Here is a 22,608-nt window from a genome sequence, read left to right on the forward strand (position 1 = left end):
ACGGGAAACCCGTGGGCCCGTCCGGATCAGGACTTCGCCGGAGCCCGGCGGTCGGTGATCAGGTTCATGGGGTGGGGCGGCGCGGCCGGTCCGCTGCCGGACGGCTTGGCCAGCAGCCGGTCCAGTACCGCCGCCTTGCGCGGCCCTTCGACGCCGAAGGCGGTGCCGGGGCGGGCGTCGAGCGGGCCCGCCACGTCGAAGAGGCGCACGACGATGTCGTCGCGCTGGAAGATGCTGCTGCTCCGAACGGGGCTCGACGCGCACTGCGCCGAGGCCTCGTCCTGCTGGGACAGGAACTTGGCGAGCGCCGTCCCGCAGCCCGGCTTGGCCGGGTAGAACAGCGCGTGCCGGCGCACCTCGGCCGACTCGCGCCCGCCCGCGTCGATGTGGTGCACCGCCGGGAGGGCGGCGCGCATGAAGAACATCCGGGCGGACTCGGGGTCGGAAAGGTCCCGGTCCTGCTCCAGATACGGGTTGATGGCCTCCTCGACGGCGCGGACCTCGGGCTGCTCGGAAACGTGCCGCAGCGCCGCCATGAGGTCTCCTTGGACCTCCACCGTACGTACCACGCGGTTGCCGTGCATGAAGAGGGAGGTGCGGCACAGTCGGGTGTGGTCGTCGACCTGGGCCGCCGGGGAGGCGTACGACGAGAGGATGTCCGCGACCGCCTTCTCGCTGCCCTTCTTGACCGTGAAGGTGAGGGCGTGCCGGACGATTCCGGCGCCCAGGCGCGGGGCGGGCTGGAGCCTGCCCCGGGGCGCCTGCGACACCTCGTCGTACCGTCTGCCGGTCTCCCGCAGCACGGTGAACTGGAGCGGGCGCATGGTGCGCGCGCAGGCGCCCAGCGGCCGGACCTGCTCGACGTGCCGCTCGCTGTTGACCCATGCGAGGTACTGCGGGGCGCTCTCCCACTCGCTGGTGATGAGCCATTGCGAGGGGTTCTCGAAGGACTGGCAGAGCTGGTCGCCGAGGTGGCCCGGCACCGAGGCGATGTCATGGCGGAGCTGTTCGTACGCCTCGAAGAACTGCTGCTGGGCCCCCTCGTGCAGGTCCATCAGCAGCACGACCCGGAGCATGGAGCCGTCGAAGGCGGACTGTGACACCCGTTCGGACAGGGTGGTTGTCATCTATTCACTCCTTCGTGAGGGCTTGGAAACCCATCGCGTACGGACTCCTCGTCCGTCATCGGCGGAATCCGCCGGGAGCCGGCGGCCACGCCGCCCGGGAACGGCAGGCCGGCGCACCTGAGGGGAAGCCGCTGTCGCTCATCGTCATCCGGTCGGGCACAGACCGCTAGATCTCAGGATCAAGCGGGTGACAAGCGGCGAATCGCCTGGGCTCATGAGCCGATCGGTGGCATCGGGAATCCATTGCCCCGCACAGGTCGCCGCGGACGGCCCGCGCAGCTCCGTCCGGGAGGCGCTGCGCGTCCCCCAGACGGGCAACGGCGTGGACATCAGCGGGAAGGCCCCTTGGCACGCCGCCGAACGGGTCGCGGAGCGGTACTCCTGCGTGGGTGTCGAGAGCCGGGCCGCGCATCTCCACGCTGGACCTGTACGAGCGGTCGTCCGTGCTGCTCGGCGGCCAGGGCACGCCCTGGCGGGAGGGGGCGGGGAAGGTGGCCGAACAGCTGTCGGCACAGACCTGCCGGCGTCACCGGCAGGCCCAGCACCCCGCCCAGCAGCCGTGGTTCCTGAGCACCGGGCCCGGGCGGCGGTGCATACCGCCGGCGGACCTTCGCGCGGTGTGGGCGGCCCGGCCCGCCAGACAGGCGACCACGACGGAGATCGCGGCCAGTTCCTCGGGTTCGGCGCAGCCGCGGTGGATGCGCAGAAGGCTGGATATCGGGACGTCATTGAGCATCGACATGGCCTCTCATCAGGAGAGTTCTCCTTGTCGGGCCACCAGGACCCCTGACGCTGACGACGCTACGAGCCCGCCGGGGGCCTGTCGTGTCAGGGGGCTCTGTCCACACCCGTCCGGGCGACACGCCCGGGCTGTGACCAGGTCACCGCAGGCCGAGCTTCACCCATTTGGCAGTGCTGGGCACGCCCTTCGCATTGAGCAGGAACAGCATGTAGTAACCGGGCGGGGCATCGGCCGTGGTCGGCGGGGTCCGGAGCCCGACGGTGTCGCCCCGGACGCCGGTGAAACGGAGCTCCAGATGGCGCTGGCTGGTGTTCACCGCATGGGTGACGGTCGTCGGCGCCAGCAGGACGGCCCGCTTGACGTCGGCGGGGGTCGAGGTCCGCACGCGGAACTCCGCGTCGTGGGCGAGTTCGCCCGCGGGTGCCTGGTCGAGGGCGGGCCGGCTGCCCCGGTGCAGGTACGCGGGCTCGTACAGCTCGATGCTGCCGTCCATGCCGTCCCCGATGTCGGGGTCGTTGGCGATCTGCTGGAGCTCGTCCCCGGTGACCAGCATCCGGCCGTCCGGCATGATCAGGGCGTTGGAATGGTAGCCGCGCGGCAGCCGTTGGGCCGGCCCGAGCCTCCAGTGGCCCCGCGCGTCGCGCAGTTCGGTCTGCCGGTACTTGAGGTCGGCCTTCGGGTTGAACGGCCCGTGGCCGTAGTCCCGGGTGTCGAGCGCCCCGTTGACGGTGAGCAGCGTGCCGTCCGGCAGGATCAGGGTGTCGTCCTGGGTGCGGCCGAACGCCCGCGGCTCCTCGGTGCTCCAGCCGCCGCCGGACAGCCGGTACGTGTTCGGGTCGCGCGGGTCGCCGCCGAGCACCAGCACGGAGTCGGGGCCGCGGAATCCGGCGGGGAGCGGAACGGCGGAGCCGTAGCCGCGGAAGTCGGCCGGCCGCCTGGGCAGGTCCGTACGGGTCTCCTTGACCAGGTCGAACAGCCACTGCTGATCGGCGTCGCGGCCGAGCCCGTAGATCATGCCGTCGCGCAGCGAGAACAGGTGCGGATAGTCGTTCCTGAACGGCGCGTCGGACCGCAACCGCTCCGAGGCGATGTCCAGCGGGATGTCGTACGCCCGCCGGGGCACGGGATGCCTCAGCGCGGGGAAGCGCTCCACGACCGGAGTGGGGGTGCCCGTACCGCGCTCGGACTGGCCGGACATGATGATCTGCCGTCCGTCCGCCCCGGTCACGACCGAGGGATACCACCGGCCGACGGACATGTCGCGGTTGCGGTACCAGATCTCGGTCCACGGGTCGAAGACGAAGGACAGCTTGGCGCCGCTGCCCCCCTTCCCGCCCGCGTTGCCGCCGAACACCCCGACCATGCCGTTGGGCAGGAACGCGTGCCCGGCGCAGAAGAACGGTGCGGGACGCGGGACATACGTACCGTCGGGCATCAGGACGGTCGGCGGCGGCACCTTCTTGAAGGCCCCCGCTCCGGTTCCCCTGGCCGGGTCCCACAGGAAGGCGCGGCCCGCGTTCGTCCGGCCGATCCTGTCCGTGGGGCCGGTCTCCTTGGTGGGATTGACCTCCACACGCTCGAAGGAGAACAGCAGCACCTTGCCGGTGGGCAGCTGGGCGATGTGGACGCCGAAGTCGGGGGAGGGGAAGAAGTCGGTGAACCGGCCGAACCGCACCGGGTCGAACTTCTTGTTGGCCTGCCGTTGGGAGGCCGTCAGGGAGGCCAGGCTCGCTGTGCGGGTCGCCTGCGGATACTCGCCGGTGTTCTCGACCGCCAGCCGGCGCCTGGCGTGCTCCCGGGCGTGCTCCTCGCCGAGCAGGGCCACCTCGCCGGCCGTCGCCGTGCCCGTGCCGGCCGTCGCCGTGACCTCGTCGGCCCTCGGCTCCGCCTCATGAGCCTGCGCCCTCGCCAAAGGGCAGAGGGTGGCGAGAAGCAGACCTGCGGACAGCACGGCGGACCGCCGTGCGAACTGACCGGCCATGGGCCCTCCTCAGTCAACGGGATGCCCATAGTAGGAGAAACATGGACGAATCCTGGCGCTCATCGGGTGTGGAGGGCATCCGCGCCTCCCGTGTGGGCCATTCGGCCGTCGGGTCCGCACTGCCGATACGCTTCTGCGGTGAACCTGGCCGTCCATCAGGGTGAGACCGCGCACCCGGTCACGGGCCGCGGCGGCCGAATACCGCTTCCATATCGGCGTGATCAAGCCACTTCGCACCACCTTCGCCGCAGCCGCCGTCACCGCGGCTCTCGTCTCGTTCACCCCGTCGGCCGGAGCCACCGCCCCGTCCGCCTCGGCCCCCACGGACCAGGTGACCGTGGACGTCGCCACGGTCAACGGCACCGGCTGTCGTCCCGGCAGCGCCGCCGTCGCCGTATCCCCCGACAACACGGCCTTCACCGTCACCTACAGCGAGTACGTGGCCTCGGCCGGCGGGGGCGCCCCCGCGACCGAAGGCCGCAAGAACTGCCAGCTCTCCCTGGTCGTCCACGTCCCCCAGGGCTACACCTACGCCGTGGCCCAGGCGGACTACCGGGGCTTCGGCAGCCTCCAGGAGGGCGCGATCGGCACCCAGAAGGCCAGCTACTACTTCCAGGGCATGAGCCAGACCGCGCAGCGCACCCACAAGTTCGCGGGCCAGCTGGACGACAACTGGCAGGTGACCGACACCACCGGCGTCGAGGCCCTGGCCTTCGCGCCCTGTGGCGAGCTGCGCAACTTCAACATCAACACCGAGCTCCGTGCCGAGGTCGGCACCTCCGACCCGTCGAAGACCAGCTTCATGGCACTCGACTCCACGGACGGCAGCATCAACAGCGTCTACCACTTCTCGTGGAAGCAGTGCCCCGGCCGCTGACGCGGTCGGGCGGCCGGCGCGCCGCAGGTGCCCCGGCACCTGCGGCGCGCTCTCACGACTGCCCCGCGGCCGCCGCCCGGTAGCGTCCGGGTGTCGTCCCGAACTCCCTGTTGAAGGCGTGCGAGAGCGCGTACGGGGTGCCGTAGCCCACGCGGCGCGCGATGGCGGCCAGCGGGTCCTGGGTGTCGCGGAGCAGGGTGGCGGCGAAGGTCAGCCGCCACCAGGTGAGGTACGCCATCGGAGGCCGGCCGACCAGGGCGGTGAACCGGCGGGCCAGGGTCGGCCGCGAGACGCCGGCCTCGGCGGCCAGCCGGTCGCTGGTCCACGGGGCGGCCGGATCCGAGTGCAGCGCCCGCAGCGCCGCGGACGCCACCGGGTCGCCCAGTACGGCCGGCCAGACTCCCGTCGTGCCCTCGTCCATCCAGGATCGGACCATGTAGACGAGCAGCAGATCGAGCAGGCTGGGGACCGCGATACAGGAGCCGGGCCGCTGCTCGCCCACCTCGCGGCCCAACAGGTCGATGGCGGAGCGCAGTTCGGGATGGCTGCCCACCCGGTTCGGCAGATGGACGACCTTCGGCAGCTCCGTCATGAGCGGGTGTACCCGGTTGCGGTCGAGCCGGTACTTGCCGCACAGCATCTCCACCCCGCCGGACGCGTCCGGCGCCCGGCGCGCCCCCTTCCCCTCGGACCCGTCGAAGGGCACCGCCCGCGCCACGGCCGCCGCGTCGACGGGGGAGTCCGCGATGACGTGCCCGGTGCCGTGCGGCAGCAGTACCGCGTCACCCGTGCCGAGGGAGACCGGGGCGCCGCCGTCGGGGAGCAGCCAGCAGCTGCCCTCCAGTACGACGTGGAAGCCCGCGCCGTCATACGGGGCGAACCGCACGCACCAGCTTCCGCTGACCCGCACCCGGTTGGAGGACGGCTTTCCTATCCGGACGGCCCCGATCGCGTCACTCACCACATCCATCGGGCCAGCGTATCCCCGGCATCAGGAGTGAGCGGGCTGCGTATCCGGGTGAGCCGCACGAGCATTGAAAGGCTCAACTGCCCTTCCTAGGCTGGACGACATGAACAGCGAGAGCAAGCAGAGCCTGGTCCTGGGAGACGTCGAGGTCATCCGGGTCGTCGAGTGGCAGGGGGCGTTCGCGCCAGCCGTGGCGCTCGTGCCGGAGGCCGCGGCCGAAGTGTGGAAGGACAACGAGGACTGGCTGGCACCGGACCACTGGGAGCCGGACAGCGGCCGGGCGGTGGTCGCGCTCCAGACCTGGGTGCTGCGCAGCGGCGGGCGGACGATCGTGGTCGACACAGGGGTGGGCAACGGGCGCGAGCGGCCGACCTCGCCGCAGTTCCATCACTGGCAGGGCGACTTCCTCGGCGGCCTGGAGCGGGTCGGCGTCCGGCCGGAGGACGTCGACCTCGTCGTCAACACCCATGTCCACGGGGACCACGTCGGCGGGAACACCGTCGCGGCCGGCGCGGAGGAGTGGATGCCGGCGTTTCCCAACGCCCAGTACCTCATCCCGGCCGCGGACGACTTCCACTTCGGTCCGGGGAACGCGTACGGGAACGGCCTGCGGGATGACGACCGGCTGATCTACGAGGACAGCGTCGCACCTCTGCACCGGGCCGGACAGGTCCTCTTGTGGGAGGGTGCGCACCGCATCGACGAGCACCTCACCCTGGAGTCCGCTCCCGGCCACACGCCCGGCTCGTCCGTGCTGAGGCTCGCCTCCGGCGGGGACCGGGCGGTCTTCGTCGGCGATCTGCTGCACAGCCCGGTGCAGATCCTCGAACCGTCCTGCAACAGCTGCTTCTGCATGGACGCCGCACAGGCCGCGGCCAGCCGACGCCGGATTCTCGAACGGGCCTCGGACACACGGGAGCTGGTCATCCCCGCGCACTTCGGCGGGACGGGAGCCGTGGAGGTCCGCCGCAGCGGCGCCGGCTTCACCCTCGACCGGTGGGCGGCTTACGGCCCTGAGTAACCAGCGGGCCCTGGAGATGCCGAGCGGCTTCGAACCCGCCGGACCGGCCTGATCCGCCGAACCTGCCTGATCCGCCGGGCCACCGGGTCCGCCGGGCCGCCGGGCCGGGTACGGCAAAGGGCCGGCCTTCGGCGTCCGTACCGCCGAAGGCCGGCCCCTTCGTGCCGCGCAGGCCCGGTGGGCGCTGCTCAGCCCTTGTTGACCTGGATGACGACGGTGCTGCACACCTTGTCGGCGAAGGTCTGCTTCTTGTCGTCCCACAGCGGCCACAGCCAGCCGACGTAGCAGGCGGCGCTGTCCAGGAAGTGGGCGAGCTTGCGGACGAGCGCCATGCCGAAGCCGAGCGTGCGACCGTCGGCCTCCCGGAGCAGGCTGATGCCCAGGACCTTCTTGCCGATCGTCTGGCCGGTCGAACCCTCCTTGACGAGCTGGAAGATGACCATACCGATCGTGTACAGCAGTCCTATGAGGCCGAGCGGCGAGACGTCGTCCGGGTCGTCGCTCATGCCCTGGCCGATTCCGACCAGCACGTACAACGGAACGATGGTGATCAGGAAGTCGAGCAGGTACGCACCCACGCGCTGACCCCAGTGGGCCAGCGGAGGCATCCCGGCGCCCGGCATGCCCGGCATCCCCGCCGGCGGGTAGGCGCCGTACGGCGGCGGCGGCGTCTGCTGCGGGTAGCCGTACTGCTGGGGCACGCCCTGAGGCGCCTGCTGCGGGTAGCCGGGCTGGCCCTGCGGGTAGCCGGGCTGGCCCTGCGGGGGCTGCTGGCCGTAGGGGTTGTTCGGGTCGCCGAAGCTCATTGGCGAGGTCTCTCCAGGTTGTGGAACGGGGACGAGCGGTGAACGCGGAGGGACTTCATGAACCAAGCGGGTATTTCCCCCGTGCTGCCGCGATACTGCGGGTTCATCGTGGTCGCAACATCGACTTCTTGTCCAATTCTGATCGCAGCCCGATGGTCAGTTCTGGAAGACGGCGGCGAGCTGGGCGGCCAGTTCACGGCCGGCCGGCAGGGGGAGGCGGGCGCTCAGGTAGCCGTCCGGACGGATCAGGAACGCCGTGCCGCCCCGCGCCTCGTAGATCCGCGCGAACTCGCCCCGGCCGTCGCGGTACACCGGCAACGGCGTGCCGTCGTCCGGCGCGCCTTCGGCGAGCAGCAGGCAGGCCTCCACCCGGTCCTGCGACAATTCCCGTGCGGCGGCCGCCAGTCCGGCGAAGTCACCGGCCGCCGGGTCGTCCCCGTAGAGCAGCAGCACGTGCCCGCGGTCCCGCAGCAGGTCGTACAGCCGCAGCGGGTAGGCGGCGATGTCCCCGCCGAGGCCGCCGCAGTCCGGAGCGCGGTCCCCGGGCTGGGGCCCGGACGCGTCTGACGGCTCCGGCCGCCCCACGACCGGACTGCCCCGGTAGCCGACGAGCAGCTGCGCCTGGCGGAGCATCAGGGTCGCCGGATCGGTCGGGTCCGCCTGGACTCCCTCGGCGGCGTGCCGGACGGTGCTGGCGACGACTTCGCGCCGCCCTTGACGGCGAGCGCCAGCTTCCAGGCCAGGTTGTAGGCGTCCTGAATGCGCCGCCGGCCCGGCGCGGGCCGTCGCGTCCTACGTCCTCAGAGCCGCTCACAGCGGCTCACAGGCCGTACCGCCGGGCCGACTCCTCCTCCTGGGCCAGCCGGTGCAGCGCCTTCATCACCGGTTGGAAGAGGATCGTCGCCGCGACGGCGATCTCGGCCTTCTCCGCCTCGGTGGGGTGGGTCTCCACGAAGTCCAGGTCGCGCATGGCCGCTTGGTGCATGAGCTGGGCGTACGGAGCCATCAGCGCGGCGTCCCACAGGTAGCCGAGCCGGACCAGCGCGGCCACCGCCGCCACCAGAGAGCGGTGGACGGGGGAGAGGGCGCCCAGTTCCCGGGCGGTCGACCAGCCCAACATCTCCAGCAGCCGGTCCACCTCACGGCTCGCGACGGCCACGGCCTCGTCCTCGTCGTCCGGTTCGGGCCCCTGCGGCAGGGCCCACAGTGCCGCCCCCAGGCGGATCGTCCGGCCCAGGGAGTCGTCGTCGACGTGCCTGAGCACCTTCCGGGCCGTGGCCACCGGGACGTTGCCGACCTGGATCAGCGCGCGCACCAGGCGCAGCCGGCGCAGATGGATTTCGTCGTAGTCGGCCGTCGTAGCGCTCACCCGGCGTCCGGGCGGCAACAGCCCTTCGCGCAGGTAGTACTTGATGGTCGCGGTGGAGACGCCGCTCCGCTCACTCAACTCCGCCAGCCGCATCTCTTGTGCCTTTCCTTGGTGAGTGCCACTATCCAACAAGCCGACAGGCATGGACAGCGCCGCTATCCAACCACGTGACCCCTGGGGGGCAGTGTGTTCGCCAAACCGTTACCGGGCTACACCACAGCAGCCGCTGAAGGGGACGTCGTCGTCCTGCTGATCGGGATGCGGATCAACCATTTCCGGGGGGTGCACCACTGGCTGCCGGTAGCCCTAGCCATGCCGCGCATGCTCCGCGAACTGGGCCGGGACAAGAGCCGGGGGCTGCTCGGCCACGTACTCCTCACCGCGTCGCCGCGGACGTACTACGTGGTCCAGTACTGGGAGTCCAAGGAAAAGCTCTACGCCTATGCCGCGGCGCCGGACATGTTCCACCACAAGGTGTGGGGGATCATCAACCGCAAGGTGCGCGCTTCCAAGCAGCGCCAGCATGTGGGGCTGTGGCACGAGGCGTACATCGTGCCCGAGGGGTCGTACGAGTCGATCTACTTCGACATGCCGCCCTTCGGGCTGGCCGCCGCGACCGGGGCGCTTCCCGTCGAAAGCCGCGGCCGACGCGCGTCCGACCGCTTCGCGCACCGCCCGTCGGCAGCGGAGGGAAAAACCACGGGAGCCTGAGCGGGGCGCCTGGGACAATGCGGCCATGCGTATCCGAGCCGTGCGCCTGGACGAACTGCCGCTCCTCCAGGACATCGAGAGGGCCGCCGGCCTGTGCTTCCGCGACATCGGCATGCCCGAGATCGCCGACGACGAACCGCTGCCGCTCGACGAACTCGCCCGCTACCGGCAGGCCGGACTGGCCTGGGTGGCGGTCGACGAGGCCGATGCCCCGGTGGCCTATCTCATCGCCGAACACGTCGACGGCAACCTTCACGTCGAGCAGGTGTCCGTACACCCGGACAGCGCGCGCCGCCGAATCGGAAGGCTGCTGCTCGATCATCTGGCGGCGCGGGCCGTGACGGAGGCGGTCCCCGCCCTGACCCTCACCACGTTCGCGGACGTCCCCTGGAACGCCCCGTACTACGCGCGCTGCGGATTCGATCCCCTCGACGAGAGCACGCTCGGCCCCGGCCTACGGGACATCCGCGAGCGGGAAGCGGCCCACGGCCTGGACCGGTGGCCGCGGGTGTGCATGCGCCGCGTGCTGTGACGCACCGAGCTGCCGGCAAGGGGGCGGCCCGGCGTTCGTGGAGCCCCCTTGCCGGCGGTGTGGCGTGTTACGGCTTCGGCAGCGTGCAGCCGGCGCGGCTCAGGTCGATCGTGTTGCCGGCGCCTATGCAGGGGACGATGATGTACGTCTCCTGACCGTAGTTGATGCCCTCGCGGACGGTCACGTTGCCGTTCTCGTCGACCTCGCACGGATTGTTGTCCGTGCAGCGCTGGCCGTCCTCATTGCCCGTGTTGTTGACGGCGACGACCTTGCCGGTCGTCGTGTCGATCACCGGTGAGCCGGAGGTGCCGCCGATGGTGTTGCAGGACGAGGTGTAGCGGACCGAGTCCTTCCAGGTCCACTCGCCCTCCTTGAGGCGGTACGCGAACCCGTCGATGTTGCAGCTGTAGGTCCGCTTCCAGTACCCGGACACGACCTTGATCGCCGAACCCTGCGTGGGGTGCGTGTCGTTGAGGGTGAGCGCGCTGATGCCGTACTGGCTCTGGATCTGGGCGTACGTCTTGGTCAGCTGGTAGATCGAGATGTCCGTGTCGGTCATCGTCGCGTACGCGATCTTGCTGGCCCGCAGCGTCCCGACCTTGGAACCGCTCGCGTTGAGCAGCGAGAACGAACGCGTGGACGGCTGGTCCTTGATGACCTCACCGGCCGCCGGGAAGCCGGTCTCCAGGCAGTGCCCGTTGGAGAGGACCAGCGCGGGGTCGCCCGGCTGGGAGCCGGGCGCACGGACGACGGAGCCGGAACAGTTGCTGAGTGCGACCGTCCCCGCGTAATTGACCGCGACGGCGACCGCGACGGCGGCCTTGTCGGTGTCCTGGGGGGCTGACGCAACGGCCGGGGCTGCCGCCGCTCCCGCTAAGAGCAGGGAGAGCGCGGCACCGACGAGAGGCTTGTACATGTGGGGGTTCCCCTCTGATGGCGATGCAACCGAAGATCCTCCGGTTGTCATGCGCATTGTTGGGACATCCATCCCAACCCACAAGAGGGCATGCGTGTTTCGGGAACTCCGCACGACGGCGTTGTCAGTGCTGGCACCTAGCGTGCCGTTCATGACCCGATCCGTTCAGGCACTCGCCTACGTACGCCCATCCGCCCTCACCTCCGACGGAGCCGGGCGGCTCCTCGGGCTGGAGACCGCCGGGGGGCTCACCCCGGTCGGCGCCGAGGCGCATCCGCAGTTCTTCGCGGGGTTCCTGAGGTCGCCTCAGGCCGCCGCCCGGGGACTGCTGGCCGTCGCCGACGTCGCCGCCGCGCGCTACTACCAGCGCACCCTGCGGGCCTCGCTGGACCCGGTGGTCACCGGCAACGGCGACCGGCTGCGGTTCGAGTCGTTCTCCGGATGCTGCGGGGTGTACGCCCGGCTCGATGTGCTCCAGGACGGCCTCGACGGAGCGGACACCGGGCACGGAACCACCAACGTGGACGTGAACAACCCGCTCCGCGAGGCGCTTTCGCGACTGTCCGGGGACGAGCCGCTGCACCTGCGCGTCGGCCCCGAGGAACTGGCCGTCACCACGCTGGACGGGCCCGTCGTGGAGAAGAAGGTACCGCTGCCCGACCGCTGGCTGCGCGGGTTCGCCGAGTCACAGGTGATCTCCGTCGGCTTCGATCTGCGGGCCGAGCTGACCGCCGCCGAGGCGGTGCGGTTCCTCCGCGCGCTTCCGCGTACCGCCACCACCGGCGGCGGGGGTGCCGGCGGACGCGGGCCGATGTGGGTCGTGCCCGCCGGGCGCACCCTGCGTCCCACCACGCGGCCGGTCCCCGGCGCCGTCTGCCTGCCCGGCCCCGAGCGGCTCGCCGCGCTCCAGCGGGTACTGCGGCACGCCACCGGACTGCGTGTGTACGGTCCGGCCGCCCATGACGGCGCGGCCACCGCCGCCGCCTGGGAGGTGACCATGCCCGGGATGCGGCTCACCCTCACCCTCTCCCCTGAGCCCGCCCGCGGCTTCTCCGGTGAAGGCGGCGTCCTGGAGGCGCTGGCCACCGACGAGGCCGCCGGCGACGCCGAGCTCGTCTCCGTACTGCTGGCCTGGGAACCGCGGATCGACACCGCCGACCTCGCCGAGCAGTCCGGCCTCACCGTGGCACGCGTCCGCGCGGCCCTGGCCCGCCTCGGCACGGCCGGCCGGGTCGGATACGACGTCGCCGACGCCGCGTACTTCCACCGCGAGTTGCCGTACGACGCCGGCCGTGCGGAACGCCACAACCCGCGGCTGGTCGCCGCCCGCGCCCTGCTCGCCGGGGGCGCGGTCACCCTGGGGCCGGACACCACCGCCACCGTGGCCTCCGGGGAGCGGCGCTACCAGGTCCGCGAGGCGCCCGGCGGGGTGCTGAGCTGCACCTGCCAGTGGTGGGCCGACTACCGGGGCCGGCGGGGGCCGTGCAAGCACGCACTCGCCGTCCGGATGGCGAAGCGCGCCGCGCTCACCGCCCCTGCTCTCACCACCGGAGGGGCGCGATGAACCCGGCCGTCCCGACGCTGGACCCGACCGTCCCGACCTCGACTGTCCCGACTGTCCCGACTGTCCCGACCGCCCCGACTGTCCCGACCGCCCCGACCGCCCCGACCGCCCCGACCGCGCCGACCTCGACCGTCCCGACCTCGACCGCGCTGAACCCGACCGCGCTGAACCCGACCGCGCCGACCGCGACCGCCCCGACCGTCCCGACCCCGACCGCGATGGAGGCGAACGCGATGGACCCGATCCTCGACGCGGTCCGCGAAGGCCGCACCGACCTGCTCCCCGGGCTGCTGGCGCCCCTGACCGTGCCGGAGCGCCGGGCCCTCCTGGCCGAACTGACCACCCTGCGCCGCGAGATCCGCGGCTGGGAATGGCAACGCGGCCAGGAACGCGACCGGATCCGCCCCGGCCTGCTCCTCGCGGGCGCCGCGTGCGCCACCGGCGCGGCCGCCGCGGCCTCCTGGATCGGCGCGCGCGACCTGCGCAGCTGGCGGCAGCCCTCCGCCACCCTGTTCCGCGAGCTGCTCGCCGACCGCGACCCCGGCTGGCTCGGCGACGTCGCCCACCGCCTCGCGGCCCGCGCCGCCACCGCCGCGGCCGACTATCCGCTGATCCGCGAGCTGGTCGGGCTCGCCGACTGCCCGGTCCCCACCACCGACGCGTTCGTACACGGCTGGGCCCTGTCCATGGTCATGCCCGCCCGTCCGCGCTCCGATCGCCGCCCGCTGTCGGTCGCACTGCGCGAGGACCCGCACGTACGGGAGCTGGTGCCCCTGCTGTTCGCGACGGTCGAGCCCGCCGACGCCCTCGCCTGGTACGCCCATCCGCAGGCCCCGGGCCACTGGCCGTCGGAGCTGACCGCGCTCGCGGCGGAGGGCATCGTCGAGCGCCGGATCCTGGTCGACGGCTGCGTCTCCCGGCTGCTGCGTGGCGGCCGGCAGAACCAGCTGAAGTTCTTCCTCGTACTGCTCCAGCGTCTGGAGCTCACCCTGGACGAGGAGCAGGAGCGCACGGCCGACTGGATCGCGATGTCCGCCGACGGACCGTCCCCGCTCGCCAGACACGCCCAGCAGGTCATCGCCCGGCTGTCCGAGGCGGACCGGCTCCCGGTCGGGCGGCTCGCGGAGATGTCGGGCGCGGTCCTCTTCCGCCCGGAGAAGAAGCTCGTACGCACCCAACTGGTCCTGCTGGGCAAGGCCTTGCAGCGTGACCGGGGCGCCCGCCACGAGCTGCTGCCGGCCGTCGCCGCCGCCTTCGGCCACGAGGACACCGCACTGCAGGAGCGCGCCCTCAAGCTCATCGCCAAGCACCTGCGCCCGGACGACGGCGACCTGCGCGCGGAACTCGCCTTCCAGGCGGAACTGCTGAGCCCGGTCCACCGGCGCGCGGCCGCGGAACTCCTCGGCGCCGTCGTCGAGCCGGCCGACCAGCCGGCGTACGAGGAGATCCTCCCTCCGGCGCCGGGCCGCCACCGCCTCGGACCCACGCCGCCGACGATCGCCGAGACCGTCGAGCTGGTGGCGGCCCTGGTCAAGTCCCCGGCCCCGACGGTCGCCGAGTTCGAATCGGCCCTGGACGGTCTCGTCCGGCATGCCCACCGCGACCGGGCGGCCCTGGCCACGGTCCTGCGCCCGGCGCTGGCCGACCGCTGGTGGACGGGGGAGGGCGACGGGCTGGTGGAGGCGCACCAGCTGCACGGGCTGGACGTAGTGGCGGCGGCGGTACTGGGCCGCGTCCGCCCGCACGGCCTGCGGCCGGCCCGCGGCCACCAGGACAACGGCGGCCACCAGGACAACGGCGGCCACGACTGCATCCACGTCGCGCTGAGCGCGGTGACCACCGCCCGGCTGCGCGAGGCAGCGCACCGGACGCTGACCGACCCGCTGCCGTTCCTGCTCGCCACCCCCACCTGGGAGACGGGCAGCGTGGAACCGGACGAGCTCGTCGAGCGCCTCGCCGCCTACCGTCGGCTGGGTGCGGAGCCGGCCCCGGCCGACTTCGCCCAGGCGCTGCTACGGGTCCGGCGCGATCCCCGCGCCGCCCCGGCGGCGGCCGCCCTGGGCACCCGTGAGGGCGACCGGCTCGCGGTCTGGCTCACCACGGCCGGCGAGCCGCCCGAGCTGCTGCGCCGGGTGAAGGACCCGGACCCGCAGGTCACCCACTCCTGGTGGGACCGGGCCCGCGAGTCGGTGCGGCACATCGTCGTCGAGACCCGGGAACGGCTCGTGGTGCAGCAGGAGTTCCCGGCCGTGTTCCACCGGATCGGCCGCCCGCACCTCGGTACCGGCCGACGCTGCTACCACTGGCACGGGGACACCGCCGCCCGTCAGGCCGTACTGCCCGAGGACCGCGAGACGCAGGCGGCCTGGCTGCTGCCCGAGGTGACGGCCTGCGCCACGGCCGACGAGCGCGGCGCGGGCGCGCTGCTGCCGAGGCTGGCCGAGCTGGGCGGCCCCGCGGGTCCGGCCGTGCACCTGGTGGTGGCCACCGGGCTGGGCGCGCGCCATGCCGAGGACCGGCTGGCGGCTGTCGACGCGTTGCTGGTCCTCGCGGCCCGGGGTGAGCTGGACGCCGCGAGGATCGGGCGGGACCTGGCCGAGCTGCTGCGGCTCGGCACGGTCAAGCCCAACCGGCTGGCGGACGCCGCGCGCACGGCCGCCGCCACGGGTGCGTACGCCACCACCTGGGCGGTGCTCGCCGAGGTGCTGCCCGCGCTGCTGGCGGACGCCGCCGCTGTGCGCGGTGCGGGCGAGGTGCTGGCCGTGGCCGCGGACTGCGTGGAACGCTCCGCCGTGACCGGCCTCACTCCCGCGGCCCTGACAGCGGTCGCCTCGCGCACCGGCTCCTCGCAGCTGGTCGCGCAGGCCCGGCGGCTGAGGGCGGCGCTGACGCAGCCGGCGGCGGCACCGGAGCCGCGGTAGGGGTGGGGGAGTGACGGCCCCGCTATCGCCTGCGCGAAGCGGCGCCGCTGCTGACGAGGAGGGCGTCGCTGATGAGGCGGACGCCGCGAGCGAGGCGGCCCAGCTGCTCAAGCTCGACGGCGTACATCCTGATCGTGTTCTCTATGACGGCCTCGGCCACGCCCATCGAGGGCAGCTCGGCCCGGCTGGTCTCCAGGGCCACCCGCACCGCCCGCATTTCGTGCTGGAGCTGGAGCTGGGCGTGCCGGGTCAGAAGCACCGGGTGGCGGGTCAGCGTGGAGTATCCGGCGTAGCGGGCCGGCAGCAGGTCGCGCAGCCAGCGGGTGGCGGTGCGCTCCCAGTCGTGCGTTCCGGGCGTCTTGACCTGGCAGGGCCAGTCGGGGCTGAGCGTGGTAAGAGCCGTCTGGGGCATTCTCGTCGCTTCCGAGAGGTGTCGAACTCTGATCGAGAGGTGGTTGGGGCGGCCTCGGCCCAGGGGTTGATCGAGGCCGCCAGAGCGCCGGCGGGATCCGAAAGCCCGGATTGAACGCCCGGGAGCGCCGCGAGGAGGCGAGCGGTCGAGCGGAGCATTCGTTCTGGGAGGGCATGGGGTCGCCCTCCGTGGCATCTGGTGAATCCCTGCGCCAGTTAGAGTAAATATATATACCGTCGAGTAAGCAAGCGTATGTAAAAATTCATGCGCCCGCAGGGCATGAAAACGCCCGCCGAAGACCGGGTGAAATCGGGACGCGCCGGGCTTAGAGGAAGAATCCGTGCTGGTCAGCGACCTGCTCGTACCCCTCAAGCCGCGCCTGCGTCCGCTCGGGATCTGCGTCGGCCATCGCCTGGAGGAGGGCCGCGGACAGCATCCCCGGCGCCGCGTACGAGTCGAACACCAGCCGTGACCCGGTGCCGGCGGTGAGCGCCACGTCCGCCTCGTCCACCAGCGGCCCCAGCGTGGGATCCGTGATCAGCGCGATGCGCAGCCCCGCGCTGCGCGCGGCCCGCAGCGCCGCCAGCGTCTCCTTGGCGTGCCGGGGCATGGCGAAGGCCAGCACCCAGGTGCCACCCGCGGCCCGGGACTGGAGCAGCGCGTCGTACGCGACGCTGCCGCCGCCCGTCACCAGACGTACATCGGGGTGGATGCGCCGGGCCGCGTAGGCGAAGTACTCGGCCAGTGAGACCGAGATCCGCAGGCCGAGCACCGTCAGCGGCACCGACCGGGCCAGGTGGCGGCCGATGTCCAGCACCTGGTTGGTGTCGGCGAGCAGCCGGCGTACGTTCTCCAGATTCTGGATCTCGGCATCGACGGCGGCTTGCAGCTCGTTGTGGCGGAGCTGCTCACGGCTGTCCGGAGATCCCGCGACCGCGCTCAGGGCGATCGGCTGGAGCACCTCCCGCAAGGCGGGGTAGCCGCTGAACCCCAGGGAGGCGGCGAAGCGGGTCACGGACGGCTGGCTGACGCCGGCCCGTTCCGCGAGCTCCGTGATGGAGAGGAACGCGGCCTCGGTGAGGTGGTCGATGAGGTACTGGGCAATACGCCGCTGCCCGGGGGACAGGCGCTGGCCGTCGAAGAGCGCGCGGACCCGGTCGGCCGGGGCGCGCTCACGGTCCGGCGACTGCCCGCTCGGCTTGATCGCGGCCGCCTGTGCGCGTGCCTGCTGCCCCGATGACACCGGCGCGCCTCCCTCTTATGCCACTCCTCTTCAAACATAGCTCACACACCGTGGTCGACCGACCAGGCTCCGCCGCCGCCGGAGCGAGCCTCCCACCGCCGCCCGCACCGGTCCGACCCGTCCCGCGCGGGTGAGTTGACCGGTCAATATTCAAGCGGGGCAACGCCGGTGACCGACTGGCGGTCACTCCGGCGCGGCCCAATACTGGCGGTGACCGGCGTCCGTGCCCCGGCACGGGAGGTGCTATGGAAGCCAGGGTCGTCTACGTTCACGGGAACGGAAACAAGGTCCGCGAGGAATTGCTGAAGTCCCAGTGGGACAAGGCGCTCTTCGGCGCCGACATGGGCGGTGCCTCGCGCATGGCCTACTGGGCGGCGACCCGGTACCGGGCTCCGCTGCCCGATTCCCGCCCCGACCCGCTCGACGGGGACGACGACGGCACCGGGCGTTTCGAGGAATCGGTGCTGTCCGACAGGAAATCCCCCGAGGAATTCGTGGCGCAGACCCTCGCCGAGGCACGCCTGGAGGCCGCCGCCGGCGACCACGAGAGCGTCCCCGGCGCCGCCGCCGGTGACCCGGCGGAGGCCGCGCTCAGCGAGTGGCTGCGCGAGATGACCTATCTCGCGGATGCCCTCGACGAGGGTGCGGACGGTGAGGGTGAGGGTGAGGGCGGTGCGGACCCGGTGCCCGGCACCCCGTCCCCGCTGGAGGCGCTTCCCCTGCCCCGGTTCGCGCGTACGCCGTTGTTCCGGATGCTGGTGGAGCGCACCTTCAAGGACGTGCACGCCTACTTCTTCGGCGGGGCGGGGCCGCAGATCCGTGAGATGGTCAAGCGTGCGCTGGACGGCGGTCCGGAAGGCGGCCCGCTCGTCGTCGTCGGCCACAGCCTGGGCACCATCGCCGCCTACGAGGTGCTGCGCGAGGAGCAGCGCGACGTCGACCTCTTCGTCACCGTCGGATCGCCCCTCGCGGTCACCGAGGTCCAGGACGTCCTGCTGAAGCCTCCCGCGGTTCCGGCCGGGGTCGTGGCCTGGTGCAACGCCTCCGACGCACGGGACCTGGTCGCGCTCGACCACACCATGCGGCCCGAGTTCGCCCCGATCCATCTCGTCACCGACCACCTGGTCGTCAACGACAGCTTTAACCATCACGGATTCCGCCAGTACCTCGCGAGCAAGCCGGTCAGCGAGGCCGTTCGCGGCGTGTTCGGCCGCCTTGCCTCCGAAAAGGCCGAGTGAAACCATGACAAATAGCAGTCAGTCCGTCTGCCGCCTCACGAGGGCGGCCGGGTAGGTGCGGCATGCCGCTCGTCGAAACGGAGTGGGGCCTCGTCGTCACGTGGGTGCGTGACTACCTTCTCGACAACGTCGACCCCTTCGGCGTTCTCGCCCAGAACGGATTCCCCCCGGAGTTCGTCGGCGGCCTCCCCCTGACGAACAAGCCCGGCGATAACGCCCGCGTGCTGGTGCAGGCGACGAGGCAGGACATCGCGCTCCAGCGTCATCTGCTCGATGTCCTGGTGGGCCTCGATGAACTGCGTTCATTGCCGGCCTTGGTGGAAGCCGAGAGGTTCCAGGCCAGACTGCACGAGGACGAAGACGTGCACTCCACACAGGACCACTTCCGCGCCAACGTGCTCAGGAACGGCACCGAGGTCTTCATCGACCGCGCGGATCTGCGCAAGAGCCTGAAGGAATTCCTCGCCGACTCCGAGAAGACCGTGCTGGTGGTCGACGGGGCCCCGGACAGCGGGCGCTCGTACAGCTACAACCTCATCCGCCACCTCGGCCAGCACTACGGATTCCGCCCGGTGCGGGTGACCCTCTCCCGCACGGCGACGGCCGCCAAGGTGATCCGGCGGCTGGCCGAGTTCGTCGGGGACCCGGGCGCCGCGACCGCACCGTTGAATCCGACACAGTTGAACGATCACCTGCCCTCGATCGACGATGCCGTCCACCGGGTCGTCAGCCGGGCGACCGCCGCGGACGAGCAGTTCTGGCTCGTGCTCGACGAGTGCGACAAACTCGACGCCAATTCCGACGTCTGGGACTGCATCGGACAGCTGGCCCTGGCCATCTACGAGCACACGCCGGTACGGGAGGAGACCGCGCCCCGGCTCGTGCTGCTCGGCTACTCGCCGACGATGCGCCAACTCCCGTACGACATACGCAAGAACGAGTGCCGTGACACGGCGCGTGTCGCCGGGCCGGACGATCTGCGCAGCTTCTTCGGCCAGTTCTTCGCGGAGTCGCCGTCCGCGCCGGACCAGGCGGAGATCGCCGAGCTGGTCGAGGTGGCCGTCCCCGCCGTCCTCCAGGCGGCGCAAACCCCCGGGGACGACAGCTACATGAGAAAGATCTGCACCGCGGCCGAGGGAACCGTCCGCGCCTACCGCTCACTCCAGCCGGGCGAGGACTTCGCCACCCGGCTCCGGCAGGACCTGCTCGCCGCGGTGGACGGTCAGCCGGAAGCGATACCGGACAGCCGCAGGGCGTACCGTGAGGCGGCCTGCCTGCTCACCGGGTTCGACCCGACGAAGCTGCGGCTGCCGGGGGAGGACCAGCCGAGCGGCGGGGCAGCCCTGGAACTCGTCCATGACTGCAGCACGGTCAGCATGCGCCCGAGCACCACCTGGGTGCTCAAGCAGGAGGTCCGCGAGACGGCGCTGCGCGGCCTCGCCGGCCCCCAGGCCGCGCGGCTCGTCCTCGAAGCCAACCGCAGTCAGTTCCCCGAAGGCTGCGGACCGGAACGGATCGCCCTCTCCTACCTCTCGGGCACTCCGCCGGCACTGGAGCAGCAGGATGCCGACCAACTCGCCGACACCCTCCAGGCGGTGCTGTGGCTGTCGCAGATCCCGCAGATCACCGGGATCCCGGACAGCGAACACGTCCAGCGGCTGATGGAGCGTGCCAGACTGCTCCAGCCCCTCTGCAGCCTGGTGGAGGGCACGTTCTGCGGTCGCACCAAGGAACTGGCCCAGCTGCGCGCCTACGTCGGACTGCCCGCCGACCCCGCGCCCGTCCCCCTCCAGCAGGCGAAGGACGGACTCCTGCGCACGGTCACCCGCACCACCGAGCCCCCGATACTGGTCCATGGACTGGGTGGCATGGGTAAGAGCACGCTGCTCGCCAAGTTCCTCCTCGACAGCCTCGGCGACTTCACCTCCGGCTTCCCCTTCGCCTACGTCGACTTCGAGCGCCCCACCCTCTCGATCCACGAGCCGATCACCCTGATCGCCGAGATCGCCCGGCAACTCGGCATCCAGTACCCCGGCCACCGCGGTGCGTTCGACGCGCTGGCCGACGAGTGCGAGGAGACCGCCCGCACCCAGAGGGACGAGCAGAACAGCATCGACGAGCTGTACCAGCTCTCCACCACGCGCTCGGGAGCCGGGCGCAGCGCCGCCAAGGCGTTCAACACGGCGGCGCGCGGCCGCGAGACGGATCTCGTGGGACGAGTCGCCGGACTCCTGGCGCAGGCGGTGGCGACCCCGCCCGGCGAAACCGGCCCGCCGCTGGTGATCGTCGTCGACTCGTTCGAGGAGGCCCAGTACCGGGCCTCTCCCGTCGTCGGACGGATGTGGGCCATCTGGGCGTCCCTGCAACAGGTCTATCCACGCCTGCGGTTCATCGTCGCCGGACGGGCGACGGTGAACCATCCGGGGAGAATCGGGGAACTGCTGACCATCGAGCTCGGCGATCTCGAACCGGACGCGGCGGTCGACCTCCTGATGTCCTGCGGCGTCGAGAACGCCCGCGTGGCCCGGGCCCTGGCCGACCGGGTTGGCGGTCACCCGCTCAGCCTGAAACTGGCCGCCCGGGCCGCCGTACTGGCAGGCGGCGAGGCCGATTCGCTGAGCGATCTGGTGGAGAGCCTGCCGACCCGGCGCCGGCACTTCTACCGCACGGTGGACCAGATGCTCGTGCAGGGCATCCTGTACGACCGCATCCTCAAACACATCGCCCAGGACGAGGTGCGCGCACTCGCGCAGGCGGGCCTGGCCCTGCGGACCGTCACCCCCGAGCTGATCAAGGACGTCCTCGCCGAGCCGTGCGGGCTGGAGGTGGACTCGCCGGAGCAGGCACGCCGGCTCTTCGGACAACTGGCCCGCCTCGACCTGGTCGTGATGGCCGGACCCGACAGCATCCGGCACCGCGCCGACCTCCGCGCCATCATGCTGCGCCTGTCGGACAAGGCGCGGACCGACCTCATGCGGAGCGTCGGCCAGCGCGCGGTCGAGTACTACGCCGCTCGCGAGGGGCTGGAGGCGCGGGCCGAGGAGATCTACCAGCGGCTGCGGCTGAACGAGAACCCCCGCGCCGTGGAGCAGCGCTGGGAGCCCGGCGTCGAACGCTACCTCGACAACGCGGACCAGGACATGAGCCCCCGGTCGGCCGCCTTCCTGACCGGGCACCTCGGCGGGCACACACCGGACGAGGTGATGCTCGACGCCGACCAGGAGGACTGGGAGCGGATCGCCGCCCGCGAGGTCGAGGACCTGCTGGCCCAGGGCTTCACCGACGCGGCCATGGCCCGGCTCTCCGAACGCCGCCCCTGGACACCGGGCAGTCCCCTGCACTCGCTGCTCGCCGAGACGCTGTCCAGAACCGGACGGCACAAGGAGGCCAGGGAGGCGGCGGAGGAGGCCGTGAACCGCGCGGCGGAGGCGGGCAGCGCCGACGCCCAACTCGACCTGCTGCTGCTCTCCGCGCGTCTCGCGGAGGAGGAGGGCGATCTCAAGGAAGCCGAACTCGACCTCCTCGAGGCGGAGGACCTCGCGGCCGCACTCGGCCGGGACTTCGACGCGATGGGCGCCATGCTGGCCCGGGCGCGGCTGACCGCCGCACCCGACGGCGACTCCGAGATCGACAGGCGACTGGCCCGGCGGCTGCGGCAGCTGCCCGACGACGCTCTGGCCGAGCAGCCGGCACTGGTACGGGCCGTCGCCGCCGAAGTCTCCCGGCAGGATCCGGCCGCGCTCGACCACACCCTGGAGGTCGTGGGGCTGCCCACCACCGACGACTCGGTCCTGGAGGCCCTCGCCGAAGCGATCAGCCATGTGGTGGCCAAGCAGCCGCACCTGCGCTCCGCCATGAAGAAGATCCTCGAGAACGCCGCCGCCGGGCCTCCGCAGCCGCCACCGCCGCCCGGAGCCGTCGCCGACGACTCCCCGCAGGATGCCAAGCCCTCCGGCGCCATTCACACCAGCACGAGCGGAATCCTCCGCGAAGCACGCAGCCGCGGCACCCTCGACCGGCTCGCCCGACGGCTGCTCGGGCTGCACGACCAGAGCGGCGAGCTCGTCTCCGGTGTGGCGGCCGCCATGGGCTCGGGCAACGCCGCCGGACAGGTGCCGCAACCGGCACAGACACCTGCACGGACACCAGCCGAAGGGAACGGCCCGAAAGCGGCCTGAGCG

The 22,608-nt window shown here is 71.8% G+C and carries 18 protein-coding genes; 8 read left to right on the forward strand and 10 right to left on the reverse strand.

Annotation, left to right across the window (positions count from 1 at the left end):
* Nucleotides 1-26: 26 nt before the first annotated feature.
* The 3 genes from J7I97_RS13170 to J7I97_RS13180 all read right to left on the reverse strand — a co-directional run bounded on the left by J7I97_RS13170 (nucleotide 27) and on the right by J7I97_RS13180 (nucleotide 3,850).
* Nucleotides 27-1,127: a SchA/CurD-like domain-containing protein gene (locus J7I97_RS13170; protein WP_214934144.1), complete on the reverse strand. Its 1,101-nt coding sequence runs from the start codon at nucleotides 1,125-1,127 to the stop codon at nucleotides 27-29.
* A gap of 526 nt (nucleotides 1,128-1,653) precedes the next feature.
* Nucleotides 1,654-1,869 (reverse strand): acyl-CoA carboxylase subunit epsilon, encoded by a 216-nt coding sequence (locus tag J7I97_RS13175; RefSeq protein ID WP_214934147.1) that lies wholly within the window; start codon nucleotides 1,867-1,869, stop codon nucleotides 1,654-1,656.
* A gap of 139 nt (nucleotides 1,870-2,008) precedes the next feature.
* Nucleotides 2,009-3,850, reverse strand: coding sequence for a glyoxal oxidase (locus J7I97_RS13180; protein WP_214934150.1), 1,842 nt, complete (start codon nucleotides 3,848-3,850; stop codon nucleotides 2,009-2,011).
* Nucleotides 3,851-4,067: 217 nt separating this feature from the next.
* Here J7I97_RS13180 and J7I97_RS13185 point away from each other — a divergent pair, with 217 nt between their 5' ends.
* Nucleotides 4,068-4,727, forward strand: a complete 660-nt coding sequence (locus J7I97_RS13185; protein ID WP_308365865.1) for a DUF4360 domain-containing protein — start codon at nucleotides 4,068-4,070, stop codon at nucleotides 4,725-4,727.
* 52 nt (nucleotides 4,728-4,779) lie between these two features.
* Here the strand turns inward: J7I97_RS13185 and J7I97_RS13190 are convergent, their stop codons facing one another.
* Complete coding sequence (locus tag J7I97_RS13190) at nucleotides 4,780-5,697, reverse strand: AraC family transcriptional regulator (RefSeq protein WP_214934152.1); 918 nt, start codon at nucleotides 5,695-5,697, stop codon at nucleotides 4,780-4,782.
* Between the two features lie 100 nt (nucleotides 5,698-5,797).
* Here J7I97_RS13190 and J7I97_RS13195 point away from each other — a divergent pair, with 100 nt between their 5' ends.
* Nucleotides 5,798-6,715 (forward strand): MBL fold metallo-hydrolase, encoded by a 918-nt coding sequence (locus tag J7I97_RS13195; RefSeq protein WP_214934154.1) that lies wholly within the window; start codon nucleotides 5,798-5,800, stop codon nucleotides 6,713-6,715.
* A 188-nt stretch (nucleotides 6,716-6,903) separates the two neighbouring features.
* On the opposite strand, the gene J7I97_RS13200 is transcribed toward J7I97_RS13195, so the two are convergent.
* The 3 genes from J7I97_RS13200 to J7I97_RS13210 form a co-directional block, all read right to left on the reverse strand.
* Complete coding sequence (locus J7I97_RS13200; RefSeq protein WP_214934156.1) at nucleotides 6,904-7,521, reverse strand: RDD family protein; 618 nt, start codon at nucleotides 7,519-7,521, stop codon at nucleotides 6,904-6,906.
* A gap of 156 nt (nucleotides 7,522-7,677) precedes the next feature.
* Complete coding sequence (locus J7I97_RS13205) at nucleotides 7,678-8,154, reverse strand: hypothetical protein (RefSeq protein ID WP_214934158.1); 477 nt, start codon at nucleotides 8,152-8,154, stop codon at nucleotides 7,678-7,680.
* A gap of 187 nt (nucleotides 8,155-8,341) precedes the next feature.
* Complete coding sequence (locus J7I97_RS13210; RefSeq protein ID WP_214934160.1) at nucleotides 8,342-8,983, reverse strand: MerR family transcriptional regulator; 642 nt, start codon at nucleotides 8,981-8,983, stop codon at nucleotides 8,342-8,344.
* Nucleotides 8,984-9,076: 93 nt separating this feature from the next.
* Here J7I97_RS13210 and J7I97_RS13215 point away from each other — a divergent pair, with 93 nt between their 5' ends.
* Together J7I97_RS13215 and J7I97_RS13220 are read left to right on the forward strand one after the other, a co-directional pair.
* Nucleotides 9,077-9,601: a DUF4188 domain-containing protein gene (locus tag J7I97_RS13215; protein WP_214934163.1), complete on the forward strand. Its 525-nt coding sequence runs from the start codon at nucleotides 9,077-9,079 to the stop codon at nucleotides 9,599-9,601.
* Nucleotides 9,602-9,626: 25 nt separating this feature from the next.
* Nucleotides 9,627-10,133: a GNAT family N-acetyltransferase gene (locus J7I97_RS13220; protein WP_214934166.1), complete on the forward strand. Its 507-nt coding sequence runs from the start codon at nucleotides 9,627-9,629 to the stop codon at nucleotides 10,131-10,133.
* A 67-nt stretch (nucleotides 10,134-10,200) separates the two neighbouring features.
* Here the strand turns inward: J7I97_RS13220 and J7I97_RS13225 are convergent, their stop codons facing one another.
* Nucleotides 10,201-11,049, reverse strand: coding sequence for a serine protease (locus J7I97_RS13225; RefSeq protein WP_214934169.1), 849 nt, complete (start codon nucleotides 11,047-11,049; stop codon nucleotides 10,201-10,203).
* 151 nt (nucleotides 11,050-11,200) lie between these two features.
* On the opposite strand from J7I97_RS13225, the gene J7I97_RS13230 reads away from it, so the two are divergent.
* On the forward strand, nucleotides 11,201-12,613 hold the full coding sequence (locus J7I97_RS13230) for an SWIM zinc finger family protein (RefSeq protein WP_214934171.1): 1,413 nt from the start codon (nucleotides 11,201-11,203) through the stop codon (nucleotides 12,611-12,613).
* Nucleotides 12,610-15,534, forward strand: a complete 2,925-nt coding sequence (locus tag J7I97_RS13235) for a DUF6493 family protein (protein WP_251058756.1) — start codon at nucleotides 12,610-12,612, stop codon at nucleotides 15,532-15,534. The genes J7I97_RS13230 and J7I97_RS13235 overlap by 4 nt, the downstream gene beginning before the upstream one ends.
* Before the next feature lie 22 nt (nucleotides 15,535-15,556).
* Here J7I97_RS13235 and J7I97_RS13240 read toward each other — a convergent pair whose 3' ends face one another.
* Together J7I97_RS13240 and J7I97_RS13245 are read right to left on the reverse strand one after the other, a co-directional pair.
* Nucleotides 15,557-15,946: a hypothetical protein gene (locus tag J7I97_RS13240; protein ID WP_214934174.1), complete on the reverse strand. Its 390-nt coding sequence runs from the start codon at nucleotides 15,944-15,946 to the stop codon at nucleotides 15,557-15,559.
* Nucleotides 15,947-16,271: 325 nt separating this feature from the next.
* On the reverse strand, nucleotides 16,272-17,189 hold the full coding sequence (locus J7I97_RS13245) for a MurR/RpiR family transcriptional regulator (protein ID WP_214934177.1): 918 nt from the start codon (nucleotides 17,187-17,189) through the stop codon (nucleotides 16,272-16,274).
* A 245-nt stretch (nucleotides 17,190-17,434) separates the two neighbouring features.
* On the opposite strand from J7I97_RS13245, the gene J7I97_RS13250 reads away from it, so the two are divergent.
* Nucleotides 17,435-18,427: a lipase family protein gene (locus J7I97_RS13250; RefSeq protein ID WP_214934181.1), complete on the forward strand. Its 993-nt coding sequence runs from the start codon at nucleotides 17,435-17,437 to the stop codon at nucleotides 18,425-18,427.
* Nucleotides 18,428-18,489: 62 nt separating this feature from the next.
* Nucleotides 18,490-22,605 (forward strand): AAA family ATPase, encoded by a 4,116-nt coding sequence (locus J7I97_RS13255; protein ID WP_214934183.1) that lies wholly within the window; start codon nucleotides 18,490-18,492, stop codon nucleotides 22,603-22,605.
* The last annotated feature ends 3 nt before the right edge of the window (nucleotides 22,606-22,608 follow it).

Origin of the sequence: Streptomyces sp. ISL-87, from assembly GCF_018614095.1 — a bacterium.
Taxonomy (GTDB): Bacteria; Actinomycetota; Actinomycetes; order Streptomycetales; family Streptomycetaceae; genus Streptomyces.

Coding starts and splice junctions, on each gene's coding strand:
- J7I97_RS13190 (WP_214934152.1), bottom strand. CDS start 5,697: ATGGATGTGGTGAGTGACGCGATCGGGGCCGTCCGGATAGGAAAGCCG.
- J7I97_RS13225 (WP_214934169.1), bottom strand. CDS start 11,049: ATGTACAAGCCTCTCGTCGGTGCCGCGCTCTCCCTGCTCTTAGCGGGA.
- J7I97_RS13195 (WP_214934154.1), top strand. CDS start 5,798: ATGAACAGCGAGAGCAAGCAGAGCCTGGTCCTGGGAGACGTCGAGGTC.
- J7I97_RS13180 (WP_214934150.1), bottom strand. CDS start 3,850: ATGGCCGGTCAGTTCGCACGGCGGTCCGCCGTGCTGTCCGCAGGTCTG.
- J7I97_RS13175 (WP_214934147.1), bottom strand. CDS start 1,869: ATGTCGATGCTCAATGACGTCCCGATATCCAGCCTTCTGCGCATCCAC.
- J7I97_RS13255 (WP_214934183.1), top strand. CDS start 18,490: ATGCCGCTCGTCGAAACGGAGTGGGGCCTCGTCGTCACGTGGGTGCGT.
- J7I97_RS13230 (WP_214934171.1), top strand. CDS start 11,201: ATGACCCGATCCGTTCAGGCACTCGCCTACGTACGCCCATCCGCCCTC.
- J7I97_RS13210 (WP_214934160.1), bottom strand. CDS start 8,983: ATGCGGCTGGCGGAGTTGAGTGAGCGGAGCGGCGTCTCCACCGCGACC.
- J7I97_RS13235 (WP_251058756.1), top strand. CDS start 12,610: ATGAACCCGGCCGTCCCGACGCTGGACCCGACCGTCCCGACCTCGACT.
- J7I97_RS13240 (WP_214934174.1), bottom strand. CDS start 15,946: ATGCCCCAGACGGCTCTTACCACGCTCAGCCCCGACTGGCCCTGCCAG.
- J7I97_RS13220 (WP_214934166.1), top strand. CDS start 9,627: ATGCGTATCCGAGCCGTGCGCCTGGACGAACTGCCGCTCCTCCAGGAC.
- J7I97_RS13250 (WP_214934181.1), top strand. CDS start 17,435: ATGGAAGCCAGGGTCGTCTACGTTCACGGGAACGGAAACAAGGTCCGC.
- J7I97_RS13200 (WP_214934156.1), bottom strand. CDS start 7,521: ATGAGCTTCGGCGACCCGAACAACCCCTACGGCCAGCAGCCCCCGCAG.
- J7I97_RS13170 (WP_214934144.1), bottom strand. CDS start 1,127: ATGACAACCACCCTGTCCGAACGGGTGTCACAGTCCGCCTTCGACGGC.
- J7I97_RS13205 (WP_214934158.1), bottom strand. CDS start 8,154: ATGCTCCGCCAGGCGCAGCTGCTCGTCGGCTACCGGGGCAGTCCGGTC.